Origin of the sequence: Cellulophaga sp. (genome assembly GCF_039943695.1) — a bacterium.
Lineage (GTDB): Bacteria > Bacteroidota > Bacteroidia > Flavobacteriales > Flavobacteriaceae > Cellulophaga.
In genome coordinates, this window is the sequence record NZ_JBDVAA010000114.1 from 1 (window position 1) to 14,610 (window position 14,610).

A 14,610-nucleotide genomic window follows, 5' to 3' on the forward strand; every position below is an offset into this window, starting at 1 on the left:
TTATAGTAGACCAAATGTCTAATTCGTAGTTTTTACACCTTTTTAAGCCTAGAAATTAGTATACAATCTGCTTCTCCTGCCCACGGAGACCTGAATTTACCCGGTTTATCTATAATTATTTCTTTTGTAAACTCACCTGTCAATGTATTAAACCATTGTACGGTTCTACTTTCTTCTTTCTTTTTTAAAAATGCAGCATCTATGCCGTAGTTTTCTTTGTGTATATATAACAAAACAGTGCCTTTATCATCTGTTAAGTTATAACCACTACCGTTGTGCCAAGGAGTTGGTTTCATTTTATGAAACTGAAACTTACTAAACAGTTTTTGCATATGATTAAAGTATATAAACTTTGGCCTATAAAACTCTTTAGGTTGCTCAAAAGGGTTATAAATAATTACATTCCATGAGGTTCCTTGCCAGTAATACGTTGTATAAACACCTGCAAACAAACACATATAATTACGACGTAAACAGGTTTCTGCATTGGTATAGTCTCCTGTAAAAACAGTATACGGAGATTCTTCATAACCCCCGTGTTCTATATTAAATATGGGTTTGTTTTTAAATTTTGTTTTGGCCTCTAACATTTTGTTGTAAATATTGTGCGACCAATTTTGGGAAGAAATAAAATCTACTTTGTCTGGAAAATTAGAACAGTATTTATAATCATGTACAGACACCAACCTGTTGTATTTGTCATTTGCTTTTAACCTATCTATTCTTCCATGAATATAATCTTCATCTGCTCTGCCATAATACAATGCTTCTTTAGATATATCCCAAACAATATTAGGAAATGCTTGGTAGCGTTTTATCACATAATCAAAATACATATTATCTGCTGCTGTATTCATATCTGGCCAAGCAACTAGTTTATTCCATACATAAATCATTAAATGGGCTGCTATACGCTTGTCATGCATTAAACTAATTGTACGGTCTAGTTTTTTAAAAAAATTAGGGTTTAAAGATGTATAATTAGGCGCTTCATTATTTCCTAAAAAAGGAAAAATATCTTTTGGACCACCAAATTCATGCTTTGGATACTCTTTTAACTTGTCATCCTTTTTCCAACTTACATCATAAGAAAACACATTCATAACCACTTGGTTAAATCCGTTTTTACTTAAAAGATCTAAAAGATGGTTTGTCTTTGGAGTCCCATTTTTATCATGATAATCTAAAGCATAAAGCCAGTCACACTCAAAAGCTAGTAAAAAGTAAGGGGTACCATCTTCATAATAAAAATTTTGAGGATCATTTTTATGTACTATTATACCTCCGTGGTTATTGCCTACTGCATCAGAAACAGACACCGTTCCTGTTTTATTACTTAGTTGTTTTATGTCTCCTTTGGTTGTAAAACTCCAATTACCTTTTAACGAGCTAGAAAATCTAATTACCCACTCTTTATTACCATTGTAAAAGCCAGGTACTTGTTGTACAGTACCATTTGTATGGGTAAAAACAGCATAAAAATTAGCGGTATAAGGAGTTGATATTTTTTTGTTTACTGTAAATGTAATATCTAAAACCTCCCACTTTGGAATATTAAAAACAGTGTTATACGTATAGTTTTCTTTTTTAAGTTGACCAGTTGCTGTTGTAAAAGTTAACAAACTAACAACTATTAAAAGCCTTAATACATTTTGCATAACAGTGTTTTTTATATGTTCATCATTTTAATTATTAGTCATTCCAGTGTTCATCTATCACTTTTTGTATGTGCGGAAACTTACTACCATCTTCCTCATTTAAACTTTTACGCTTGGTTTTTAACTGCTTTTTAAGTTCTTTAATTATGTCTTTATAGGCTGGGTCATTATAGGCATTATTCATTTCTTTAGGATCTTTACTTAAATCATAAAACTCCCACGCAGCTGGTGTATCCATATCAAACTTATTACCCCAACTTTTTTTGTTCCATGTTGCGTTAGGGTCTTTGGTGTCTACCCAATATTTACCATAAAAGAATATTAGTTTATATTGTTTTGTTCTAATACCAAAGTGAGCAGGATTTGCGTGTGCATGTGCCATATGCATCCAGTACCTATAATAAGTAGATTGTTGCCAACCTTTTGGCTCTTTACCTGTTTCTAAAATTGTTTTAAAACTATTTCCTTGCATTTGTTCTGGAGCTGTACCTCCTGCCAAATCTATTAAAGTAGGCGCAAAATCTGCATTGTTAATTATAGCATCTGTTCTGGTACCTGCCTTTATTTTTTCTGGATAACGTACAAAAAATGGCATACGCATAGACTCTTCATACATCCATCTTTTATCAATATAATCATGTTCTCCCAGCATAAAACCTTGGTCACCTGTGTACACAATTATGGTATTATCATACAAACCTTCATCCTTTAAAAATTTAACCAACCTGGCTACATTATCATCTACCCCTTTTACACAACGTAGATACCTTTTTAAGTATTCTTGGTACGTTTTATGTGTATATTCTTTATCTGTAATATCCAAAGAAATACTTTTTGCTGCATCAAACTCTGGGTTAGATATTTTTGTGTACTCATCAGACCAAATTCTCATTCCCATACTCCTAACAATATTTCTTTTAGATACTGATGAGCCAACTACACGCAAAAGAGAATCATTTGCCCCTCTGGTAGCTATAGAACCGTTATTACCATTTTCATATAAACTTGCAGGTTCTGGAATATATGTGTTTTCTAAATAATCTTTATAACGAGGCGCATACTCAAAATCGTCATGAGGTGCTTTGTAATGATGCATTAAAAAAAATGGTTTGTCCTTGTTTCGCTTATCTTTTAACCAAGCAATAGTTAAATCTGTAATATTATCACTAGAATGTCCTTTTGTTTGTATTCTGTTTTTTGGCCACTCTTGGTCTCCTTGTACTATAAATTCTGGATCATGGTATTTACCTTGTCCTGGCAATACCGCATAATAGTCAAAAGTAGCAGGCTCATCTTCTAAATGCCATTTGCCAACCACTGCAGCCTCATACCCTAACTTTTTCATTTCTTGTGGTAAATATTGCCTTTCTGGCGGTATGTGACCTTCTAAATCTAGTACACCATTTGCCTGACTATATTGTCCTGTAATCATAGTTGCTCTACTTGGAGTACAAATAGAATTTGTAACAAAACAATTATCAAAAATAATTCCTTCATTAGCAATTTTATCTAAGTTAGGTGTTGGGTTTAAACTAGCCAACCTACTGTTATAAATACCAAAAGCTTGTGACGTATGGTCGTCTGCCATAATATATATTATGTTTGGTTTTTTGGTTTCTATAGCTATTTTTTCTTTTTCGCTACAAGAAATAATAGTTGCTATAAATATTGAAAAACAAAATAGCTTTTTAAACATTGTTAGTAGGTTTTAGTTTGATAAAATAAAAGCGCTAATTAAAGCGCTTTACAAAAGTTACATTTTTTTTAGTAATAAATAATAACATATGATTTTATGAATAAAACATATGATTAATACATTTAATCTGCTTTAACTGGTTTAAAAATACGAATCCAATCTACTTTAAAAGTATTGTTTTCTTTATTAGCCAATTCTGTATCAGATGGTGTAATGTTTTTATCGGATCTCCATGTTTGATCTTCTGCATTAATTATAATATCCATTGGTTTACTTAAACCTTTGCCCTCTGCAAAATTATTAGGGTCTATCATATCTTCACCAGAAGTTGTTCTTACCAATTTTCCGTTTATATAATATTCTAAATGAAAAGGATCTCTCCAGTATACACCTACTCTATAAAAATCTTCTCTCCACAACGTACCAACCTCATCTTTGTACCAACTACCTGCATCTGTTGGTTGGTAATCTTGAAAAGGTTCTCTAATAAACATATGGTGGCTTAAATGAATACGCTCTGCATACCAAGTTTGGTCTGCCTGTGCTAACTCTGAGTAACTAGCTCCGTAAGCCTCTACAATATCTATCTCCTGTGTATCATCTGAGCTTAAAAGCCAAACATCTGATGCTAATGTAGTATTTGCAATTTTTACATTTGCCTCTATGTACACTGGGTAAATTACTTGTTCTTTTGAGGTTATACAACCTAAATGAATTTTGTTTGAGTTTGGCACCCTACTAGCTACCATTTGCAAGTAACCATCCTTTACTAAAGAGTGGTCTCTTCTCCATTCAGTTAATCCTGGTCCTGCCCATTGGTTATGGTAAAAATCTGTCCATTTAGCATCAAAATCTGCTCCTTTATTATCTGCAGGTGCTTCATAATCAAAATTATCTGATGTCTCTTGAAACTCCCAAACATTACCTTCTCCTGCATCTGCAGGTACTGGTATGGTTTTCCAAGTTACTTCTGGTTCTTCTTCAGCTTCTTCTACGGGTTTATCTGGATTTTCTACTACCTGCTCATCTTCTGCTTTATCTATAGAGCTGCTATTGCTACATGAAACCACATAAAAAAATAAGAAGAGTATTGTTGCTTTAAATTTTATCATTGTAAATTAGTTTTAGCCAAAATTGTAGAATGCTTATGGTTTTTACACAAAAAAAAACTGTACAAAAAATAGACAACGCCCTTTTTTAAGCATAAAAAAGGCCCTACTTTGTAGAGTAGAGCCTTATTTTTAATAAATTATTTTTTATGGTCTTTCATCTACTTCCATAATTCTAATATCATCAAAATATATAACACCCATACCATTGTGTCTTAAATATATTTCATAATCACTAGCTGTAGTACCTGCAGTAAACCTTTGAGCAGGACTTACAGTAACCCAAGTATCTTCTGCCGCTGTAGCAACTACGTTATTCCAAAACTGAAATGCAGTTTCTCCGTCTTTCTGTATCCAAGGTCCATTCATATTTATTACTGCACCGGCTTGCTTATATATTTTATATTCTAACTGATAAGTTACCCCTGCTGTTAATGAATATTGGTCTACAATATTATGAAACCCAGACCAAGCACCAGATTGTGCTGCATCTACTTTTATACTGTATTGACCACTAGCAGCTTGTTCTGTTGATGGCGCTACAGTTGTAGTTGGTAAATTATCATCTTTAGTTGTCCAGTTTACTCCACCATCTTCAATGTCATAACGTACTGCTTCATGTTGGTACATTTGAACAGGCAAATCTGTAAACGCTGCTGGTATACGAGTATCTGTAGACTCTAAAGTTCCGTTACCATCATAAGAAATTGTAATATCATCAGATCTGTATATTGGATCCTGTAGTTTTATTTCTAAAATAGTAGCATTAGAAGAGTTTAAACTAATTGTTGAAATTGTAAAAGGTGAGCCATTTACATTTACAGTAAAAAAGGATTTTTGATCTGCAAAAGGTTTAAATTCTCCATTATATGGTATTTGTATAGTTTGGTTTTCTAACTCTACCAAATCACCAGCAACCTCAAAAGGTAATGATGATGGCACCACATTTATTGTAGCTGCAATGTTATATCTGTCATAATCTGCAGGTATAGTTTCTCCTTGCCTACTAATATTTAAAGATGCTTTAAAAGATCCTAATTGATTTAATTGTACAACTGCAAGAGAATCTGTGCTTGTGATATCTCCTATTTGCCATGACCTTGTATTAGGACGACCAATAGTTGTAACATCTACAAACTCTAATTCTGACCCTGCTTCTACGGTAATTACATCACTCTCTAACTCATGAGGAACAACTACGCCGTTTTGACGAATTAGTATTTGCGGTACAATGGTATCATAAACATCTACCACAAAAGTAGTATCTATAACCCATTTGTTACCTACTTCTTTTGCTGGAAAAACAAAACCATCTGCCCCTTTAAATTCTACGTATTCTTTAAACTCATTATAAAGATTTACCTTTTTTAAACCACCTTCTGTAAATAAAACATGTACTGTTTTATCTTTACTTTCTAAAGACTGTGGCTTAATAATAAACTCATCATAAATAGAATCTTTACGGGTTATTGGCCCTTTTAAAAAAGCACTTCCTTGCTCTATTGTCCATTTATGTGATATTTCTCCTTGAGATAAATCTGAAAATGAAGCAAAATCATTTACACTAACACTAACTATAGTATCTCTAAAACCACTTGTATACCAAGATACATCTGAGAACGAATTAGGAGCATCATAATCATCACTATTACACGCTGTGATAAGCGATATAATTAATGCTATTAAAATTAATCTATTATTCATAATATCTTTTTTTAGTTATTCAAATTTGGATTAGCAGTAACTTCACTATTTGGTATAGGATAATATCCGTGTACACTCTCATTATAATTTACTGCAGCTTGTGCGTAATCTATAAATGTAAAACCATTAGCAATAGGACTTTCTCCTTCTTTTAATATAGAACCCCATCTTGTTAAAGGTTTACCTTCTTTGTCTATAAAAGGATAATTATCTGCCCAATATCTTCTTTGACTTAGATCTTGGAAACGTTCTTTTAGAACTCCCCAACGTCTTAAATCTAAGAAACGAGTTGCATGTCCTTCTTCAGATAACTCTAATGGTCTTTCTACATACATTAAATGCTCCATTAAAGTTTTTGCATCATACGCAATATCATCATGATCTGCTCCTGGATATGTACCAGAACCATTAGGGCCTATTAGTTTTAAGGCAGAACGGTGTCTTACCTCGTTTACTAAAGCCATAGCTTGTTCTACTCCTGCGTCATCTGTACCTCCTTTAATTAAACACTCTGCCAACATTAAATAAACATCTGCTAAACGTACCAAACGTATGTTTAAGCCAGAACGTGTATTAGGTACAATATCACTCTCTGTATTTACAGTTGCCCAATTTGTGTATTTTCTAAAATAAGCTGTTTCTTTATTATTAAATACAGTTGCGTCTGCTGTAGATAAACCTCCGTAATAAGGAGTATCCATATCATCTACCACCGCAATAGAATAAGATGCACGCAGTGAGTAAGACCTTGGTCTCATTAAAGTAACAGGATCACAACCTTCTTCACCGTCTTCACAAGGGACAAAATTTCTTGGGTCACTCATATCTAATTCCTCATTTTTATAAGCCAATTGCAACCATGCACTTGGCATAGAAGCTCTATAACCTCCTAAATTTCCTGGTGCAAATATTCTACTTAAAACATTAGATACGTTTTGACTATCATAAGGGTTTAACTCTGATTTAAAGTTTATAGAGTAGCTAACCTCTAAAATAGATTCTGAATTAAACTCACCTGCTTCAGAAAAATTGTCTCCTATGTTATCTACAAGGGCTCTACCGTATTCTCCATTAGTTATAATATCGTTAAAATAAACTTCTGCTGCTGTATAATCTTCTTCATACAAATAACTTCTTCCTAGTTCTGCCGCTGCTGCAGCTGCAGTTACACGACCAACATTAGAGTTACCATCCCAGACTGGAGGTAAATTTTCATACGCAAATTCTAAGTCTGCTAAGTAAAAAGCTTTAACCTCACTTGCAGAGCTTAATGGTTGGTAAAAATCACTTTCTGCTTCTGGAACAAAATCAAAAATTGGAACACTACCTTGATTATACATATTGTATAAGTAACTGTAAGATATGCCTCTAAAAAATTTAGCTTGAGCAATAATTTGTGTTGCAAAATCTATTTTATCTTGGTCCTTATAGGTTGCTATTAACCTTTCTCCGTTTGAGATAACTTGGTTTGATCTAAAAATAACAGTATAAGTTGCAGACCATTTATTTCTAATATCATTTTCTGCATCATTAAAAGTTTGCAGATAAAATGAATTTTGCGTGTTTGGCCTACCAAATCCTGGCCAACTCATATCTGATCTATGATTGTCTGATACTACATTGAAAATACTTGTATTTTTAAAAGCGTTATATACAGCAGTTAAACCTCCATTAAGATCTACATTATTTTTCCAGAAACTACCTGTAGATAGCTCATTAGGATTGGTTTCTTCTAAATAATCATCTGAACATGCTGTACTGCATATAACACACAGTAAAGCAACAGCTATTTTGTTAACTATTAATTTTTTCATTTCTAGTTCTTTTTTTATTAAAATTTAAATTCAATACCAGCTCTGTACTGTGTGCTTATTGGATAAACACCTGCATCAATACCACGAGTACTTAATCCGTCATTTCCAATTTCTGGATCAAAACCATCATAACCTGTAATAGTTAATAGGTTATCTGCTGCTATGTAAAATCTTAATTTATTAATATTAAGCTTTTCATTTAATTTTTTAGGTAAAGTATACCCTAGAGTTACATTTCTTAATCTTCCAAAACTTCCGTCTTGCAGCCAGTAATCTGTATATCCTCTATAATTAAAATGATCTCTGCCTCTGTCTGCAGGAACAGTTGAAGTTGGATTTGAAAGTGTCCATTGATGAACTAAGTCTTGGTGCGTACCTTGCTTATATGCGTATGCTTTACTACCATTAATAATTTCTCCTCCTATTGCTGCATACCAATTCATAGAGAAATCTATATTTTTATAGTTAGCATTTAGGTTTAAACCTAACTCATACTCTGGAGCACCACTACCTTTATAGACTCTATCATCTAATGTAATTTCTCCATCTCCAGCATCGGCTATACCGTCGTTATTGGTATCTACTGTTGGCTGATCTACATACCTAAGATCTCCTAAATTTGCAGTAGGGTCTAACTGTCTGTACTCATCTAGTTCTGCTTGTGTTGTTACCAGCCCATCTGTTTCTACTAAAAAGAATGCGCCAGCTTCATACCCTTCTCTAAGAGCTGTTACTAAATCTTCTCCTGGTAAACCTGGAGCTACTTGACTACCTCCTAAAAATGAAAATTTATTAGAATCACTCATTCTTGTAATTCTATTTTCATTTTTAGAATAGTTAGCTGAAACGTTCCAACTAAACTTTCCTTTGTGTTTGTAACTAGCACTCCATTCTGTACCATAGTTACGCATATCGCCAACATTTAATATTACGCTAGAGTTGTTACCTCCACCAACAGTTGGTGGCAAAATAACAGGAAACAGCATATTTGTTCTAGACCCGTCATAAACCTCACTAGTTAGGGTAAGTTTATTATTAAAGAAACCGAACTCCATACCAAAGTTCTTCTCTATTTTCTTCTCCCATTTTGCTTTAGGGTTTTTAAATGCTTCTTGTATAGCTCCTAAAACCAATACCTGATCTGATCCCGTACCAAAAACATAATCATGTCCTAACCCTATAGTTGGTGCTGTACTATAATCTAAAATACTTTGGTTACCAGTTGTACCATAACTAAATCTCATTTTAAAGAAATTGAAAGTTTTTCCAAAAACTTTATCCCATCCTTCTTCGTCTGATACAATCCAAGCTGCAGATGCAGAAGGGGCATATATCCATCTATTTTCTTCAGAAAAACGACTAGTACCATCTCGCCTTAAACTGGCGCTTATTAAATATTTACCTTTATAATCATACTGTAAACGTCCAAGCATACCAATTAACGTATTGGTTCTATCTTGCCCATAACCGTTACCCGTTCCTACATTAGCATCTAAAGTTGCACCATTTAAGTTGGTAACTTCATTATTAAAAAGATCAAACTTTTGAGCAAAGAAAGAATCGTAAGTGTATTTTTCTGCACTTATTGCTCCTACTAAAGTTACATGGTGGTCTCCATATGTTTTATTAAAAGTTGCTATACCATCTATAGTTGCACTAGTAGATCTATCACTTTGGTTATACACACCAGATCTTACTTGTTGAGGAATTAAATCTCCCTCTACAGAATATGCTGTAAATAAAGGATTAATTCTAACACGTGTATTGTTAGTTCTGCTTATTGAAGCTCTTGTTGTAAGTTTTACACTAGAAAGTAGTTGATGATCTATTTGCATACGAGCATCAAAATTATCTCCATTTCTAACATCAGACTGCTTAAGCTTTGACATTAAAAAACTTAAGTTAGTTGCGTCATTACTATTTGGTGCACCTGCACTATCATCTACCGTTGGTGCACTAGGGTCTATAAGCTGCTGATAAGGTTTGTACCTATACCCATCTAATAGTATTTGCCATGGTGTATACTCTTGCTCATCAGTTCTTAAACCTATACCAGTTGTAAATGTCCATTTGCCCTTTTTGTATGTTGTATTTGCTCTTACATTTAATCTTTCTAGACCTGAGTTGATTAAAGAACCTTCTTGATCAAAATAATTTACAGATACATTAAAGCGTAACCCTTCTTTACCTCCAGAGATATTAAGATTATGATTTTGAATTAAAGCCATATCATTCTGAAGAATATCCATTAAGTTAGTGTTATTGGTAAAATCATAACGGTTTTGCTCTAGTGTTGTAAAAGAGTTATTGGGAAAAGTGCCGTTAATATTATTTAACCTTACAAACTGACTGTACATAGAATCTTCAAAATTCATTAAAGGCACACTAGATACTATATCTTGTGCTCCCATATAGCTGGTAATACCAATATCCATTTTACCAACTTTACCAGATTTTGTTGTAATTAAAATTACACCAGCAGAACCTCTTGTACCATAAATTGCGGCAGAAGCTGCATCTTTAAGTACATCTATTGTCTCTATCTCTGCTACACTTAATTGCGGGTTACCATCTTGTGGTATACCATCTACAACATACAATGGTGAATTACTACCAAAAACAGAGTTAATACCACGAATAAGTATTACAGCATCTGATCCAGGTTGTCCACTACTAGAGGTTACATTTACACCTGCAATTTGCCCTTGCAGTGCACTACCAACGTCTGATGTAGATATTTTTTCTATATCTTCTGCCTGTACTTGTGCAACAGCTCCTGTTACTTCTCTTTTCTTTTGTACACCATAGCCAATAACTACCACTTCTTTTAACGCCTCTATGTCTTCTTTCATAGCAACGTTAATGGTAGTTTTTGAACCTACTTTAAGTTCTTGTGCTAAATAACCTATGTAGCTAAATATTAGTACACTATTAGGTTCTGCCTTTATTTCGTAATTGCCATCAAAATCTGTAACTACACCATTAGTAGTTCCTTTAACAACCACACTTACTCCTAAAAGCGGTTCACCGTCTCCGGTAACACTACCTTTTACGGTTTTTGTTTGCGCTTGAACCAAACCAAAGCCTATAACAAAAAAAAGAATAGTTAAAAAAGCTTTATGTCTAGACTTAACAAGTAAATTGAATTTCATTTCCATAATTGTTTTTTAAGTTTAGTTACACAAATGTTGATTTTATTTACTTTAAGCGTAGTAACAAATGTTTTTTTAAGTAAAACATATGTATAAAATCTTAAAAAAGTGTTAACTAAAACGTCCTGAAGGTAGCAAAATGGTTGATATTATATTATTTTGACAATAAAACAAGACTTAGAATGTCAATATAAAAAAATAAAGTTAATTTTTATTTAAATTGATAATCTAACAAAAAACCACCATAAAACTTAAGTAGAATTAATAGTGGTTTTTGTAAAAAGTGAGTTATTTTTTTAATAGAATTCTATTTTGTAAACAAAGGCATAGTTACCTACTTTGTTTTTTAATGGTTGTATTACCAAACCCATTGCCGTTTGCTCCCAACTAATATCTTCTGTGCTACCTAAAAGTTGTATCTGTTTTATTTTTTGCTTTTTATTTGATAAAGATTTTATAACAACCTTATCCTTTGGCCAATCCAAAACTGTAGCGTATAATACATCGTCTTTTGTTGTAAAACGAATGTCTTTTTCTGTATTGTCTTTATTTTTATGTTCACTTAAGTGTCCCTCTACAACTTCTGCAGGCCCTTCGCCATATATATCCCAAGTTCTTGTACCATATATAGCTTCTCCGTTAACTTTTAACCAAGCCCCCATTTGTAACAAACGTTCTTTAACCTCTGCAGGAATTTCTCCTTCTGATGTTGGTGTAATATTTAATAAAACTGCACCATTTTTACTCACCACATCAACTAAAAAATCTACAAGTCTGTTGCTTGTTTTGTAATTAGGATTTTGAACATTACTCCAAGATTTCCAATCTATAGAGTCATCTGTTAGCCAAGTAAAATCTTTTTTTTCACTCATTCTAGACCTTTCTAAGTCTAATACTGCAGAGCCTACTGCTAAATCTTTAAATTTATAGGTTACAACAACTTCCTTGTTATTTTTTAATCCTTGGTTATAAAAGTTTGCTAAAAATTGTTTTCTATAATCTTCATCAATAATGTCCATTTTATTATCAAACCATACAATGTCCGGATCGTATTTAGTTGTTAACTCTGTTAACCTATTTAACCACTCTTTATTAAAATCATTATCTGGTAACGGATTTGTTGGTTTATTTGCCATTACAAAAGTTCCTTTAGGAACTTTTGGTCCGTATAAACCACTAAAATTGCTCGTATAAGCATCTGTATTTTTATCCCAAGTTGGGTACCAGGCATATAACCAGTGGCGGTGATAAGTTGTTATAAATTTTAAACCACGTGTTTTTATGGCTTTTTCCATAGCCCCAACAACATCTATTTTTGGACCTTTATCTTTGGCATCCCAAGTGGTTAACTTACTATCCCACATTGCAAAACCATCTGTGTGTTCTGCAATTGGCCCTGCAAATTGTGCGCCTGCATTTACAAATAAATCTGCCCAAGCATCTGCATTAAACTTTTCTGCTTTAAACATTGGTATAAAGTCTTTATAACCAAAAGCATCTAAGCTACCATATGTTTTTTTATGATATTTATTTATCGGATGTCCATCTACGTACATCCATCTAGAGTACCATTCATTCATATATGCAGGTACAGTGTATGGTCCCCAATGAAAATATATTCCAAATTTTAAATCTTTGTACCACTCTGGAACCTTATATTTTTGTAGTGATTCCCAATCTGCAGTATATTTATGAGTAGTTTTTGGAAGCTCAGTTTTTATTTTCTGAGACGTACACCCCATAAGTAGTAAAACCAAATAAGCACTTAGTAATATTATTTTTTTCATAGTAGGTTGCAATTCCTTGGTGTTATAGTCCTATAACTATTTTAGGGATTTCTGCGGCGTCATATTTTTCTAAATCTTTCTGTTCTATACTAGTTTGCCAAACATAAGCAAATTTTAAATTTTTCATTTTAGAAAATATCTCTAAGCTTTTAGAGGTAATTTTAGTACCAAATAAGTTTACACTGGTCATATTTTTTAATTCTAAAAGATGAGTAATAGCATTATCTGATATTGGGTTACCACTGAGTTTCAGTTTTTGGATATTAGTAATTTTACTTATAATCTTAACACTTTCGTCTGTTACTTGATTATTTTCTAAAGATAGCCATATTATATTCTCTTTAATTGGCAGTAGCTTTTCTAGTTTTTCTTTCAACTCATTTTCTTGTCCGGCAACTACTGTATTTGGAGCCAATACTACTTCAAACAAATTAGACTCAAAAACCAATTCTCTAATTTTAAAACCTTCTTTTTCTATACTAGATATTAACTCACTACTAACTTTACCTACCGTTGGTAAAGCCTCTGTATTATTAGTAGCAGCATTAAAACCTAGCATTGTACTTGCTATTGCTGTAATATTATCTGGGGTTTTTACATTTGCAACTTTAGTTTTAAAACCTGCATTAGAACTATTTATCCAGTATGTTACAATTGCTATTTCTTCTTCAGTTAAAGGAGTTTTGCCTTCTGGTGGCATAAAATCTTCATTGTGAGGATCCAATAAAACCCTTTTTACCAACTCAGACGCATCTGCATTACCCGGAACCAAAATAGCCCCATTTTTACCACCGCTGTGCATAGACAAACTATCTACCATAGATAATCCTCCCTTTTTTTTACTATCGTTATGACAACTAATACATTTATTCTCTAAAATTGGTGCTACTAAATGGCCATAAACCTCAGCATCTTCTACCTTAGTAACTGCTGCTAATTCTATTTTTTTATTGGTATTAAATGGTGCATATTTTACCAAATAATCGCTTCCATGGGTAAGGTTACCTCCATAATGACCCGTTACACTTATAACAATAACAAGCAACGTAAGTGCTGCTATATTGGGTTGTATTTTTTTATAGTTTGATAATTTTATTTTTTCAATCCTAATTAACCAAGCTAAAAAAGCCAATGCTGTTGTTGCTACTCCAAACCAAAAGTGAGCATCTAAAGCATTTTCATCATAATCTCCACTTAATGATAACATATACCCTAAAATACAAGCAACCAAAGCACTTATTCCTCCAAGAAGTAATGCTAACGGTATACCTGCTGTTAAAACAGGATTTTTTTTAACTCTACTAAAAACCTCAAGTAAAAAGGCAAATAATAAAAAACCAATAGGTAAATGCACCACAAGCGGATGAAACCTACCTAAAAACAATACAAAATCTGGGACACTATTCTCCATTTTTATTTTTTAATTTTTAAACGCGCTCTAATTTTATTGGAGCCGTTTTATTTGCATTCCATTGACATATGTAGAGGTTTTTATCTTCGTCTACGCACACATCATGACCGTGTAAAATTGGTTTGTTTTTTAGTTGATATGATTTTTGAAGTTCTCCTTTTTTGTATTCTGGCTCTGTACCTCCAGGATTAGAAACTACTTTATCGTTCTCTAAAATAGTAACAAAACCAGTGTGATCTTTCCAATTAGTTTTACCAACTTTTGGTTGTGACCAGCATA

The 14,610-nt window shown here is 32.9% G+C and carries 8 protein-coding genes and 1 pseudogene; all 9 read right to left on the minus strand.

Features of this window, described 5'->3' with window-relative positions; genetic code table 11:
• Positions 1-32: 32 nt before the first annotated feature.
• Positions 33-1,658 carry a DUF5060 domain-containing protein gene (locus tag ABJD66_RS08135; protein WP_348130235.1) on the minus strand — a complete coding sequence of 542 codons (1,626 nt, stop codon included), beginning with the start codon at positions 1,656-1,658 and terminating at the stop codon, positions 33-35.
• A 34-nt stretch (positions 1,659-1,692) separates the two neighbouring features.
• Positions 1,693-3,354 carry a sulfatase gene (locus ABJD66_RS08140; protein WP_348130238.1) on the minus strand — a complete coding sequence of 554 codons (1,662 nt, stop codon included), beginning with the start codon at positions 3,352-3,354 and terminating at the stop codon, positions 1,693-1,695.
• Positions 3,355-3,476: 122 nt separating this feature from the next.
• Complete coding sequence (locus ABJD66_RS08145; protein ID WP_348130241.1) at positions 3,477-4,466, minus strand: beta-agarase; 990 nt, start codon at positions 4,464-4,466, stop codon at positions 3,477-3,479.
• Positions 4,467-4,610: 144 nt separating this feature from the next.
• Positions 4,611-6,167: a hypothetical protein gene (locus ABJD66_RS08150; RefSeq protein WP_303544826.1), complete on the minus strand. Its 1,557-nt coding sequence runs from the start codon at positions 6,165-6,167 to the stop codon at positions 4,611-4,613.
• 11 nt (positions 6,168-6,178) lie between these two features.
• Positions 6,179-7,981 carry a RagB/SusD family nutrient uptake outer membrane protein gene (locus tag ABJD66_RS08155; protein WP_348130245.1) on the minus strand — a complete coding sequence of 601 codons (1,803 nt, stop codon included), beginning with the start codon at positions 7,979-7,981 and terminating at the stop codon, positions 6,179-6,181.
• 17 nt (positions 7,982-7,998) lie between these two features.
• A complete protein-coding gene (locus ABJD66_RS08160) occupies positions 7,999-11,133 on the minus strand; it encodes a TonB-dependent receptor (RefSeq protein WP_348130248.1) in 3,135 nt (1,044 codons plus the stop codon).
• Positions 11,134-11,429: 296 nt separating this feature from the next.
• Positions 11,430-12,920, minus strand: coding sequence for an alpha-L-fucosidase (locus tag ABJD66_RS08165; protein WP_348130251.1), 1,491 nt, complete (start codon positions 12,918-12,920; stop codon positions 11,430-11,432).
• Positions 12,921-12,942: 22 nt separating this feature from the next.
• The gene (locus ABJD66_RS08170) at positions 12,943-14,331 is read right to left on the minus strand and encodes a c-type cytochrome domain-containing protein (RefSeq protein WP_348130254.1); all 1,389 of its coding nucleotides are present in this window, start codon (positions 14,329-14,331) and stop codon (positions 12,943-12,945) included.
• Between the two features lie 16 nt (positions 14,332-14,347).
• A pseudogene (locus tag ABJD66_RS08175) lies at positions 14,348-14,610 on the minus strand (6-bladed beta-propeller); the annotation flags it as partial.

Bases quoted from the DNA above. Each gene is read 5' to 3' on its own strand.
- ABJD66_RS08145 (WP_348130241.1), bottom strand. From the start codon at position 4,466: ATGATAAAATTTAAAGCAACAATACTCTTCTTATTTTTTTATGTGGTT.
- ABJD66_RS08170 (WP_348130254.1), bottom strand. From the start codon at position 14,331: ATGGAGAATAGTGTCCCAGATTTTGTATTGTTTTTAGGTAGGTTTCAT.
- ABJD66_RS08140 (WP_348130238.1), bottom strand. From the start codon at position 3,354: ATGTTTAAAAAGCTATTTTGTTTTTCAATATTTATAGCAACTATTATT.
- ABJD66_RS08155 (WP_348130245.1), bottom strand. From the start codon at position 7,981: ATGAAAAAATTAATAGTTAACAAAATAGCTGTTGCTTTACTGTGTGTT.
- ABJD66_RS08160 (WP_348130248.1), bottom strand. From the start codon at position 11,133: ATGAAATTCAATTTACTTGTTAAGTCTAGACATAAAGCTTTTTTAACT.
- ABJD66_RS08135 (WP_348130235.1), bottom strand. From the start codon at position 1,658: ATGCAAAATGTATTAAGGCTTTTAATAGTTGTTAGTTTGTTAACTTTT.
- ABJD66_RS08165 (WP_348130251.1), bottom strand. From the start codon at position 12,920: ATGAAAAAAATAATATTACTAAGTGCTTATTTGGTTTTACTACTTATG.
- ABJD66_RS08150 (WP_303544826.1), bottom strand. From the start codon at position 6,167: ATGAATAATAGATTAATTTTAATAGCATTAATTATATCGCTTATCACA.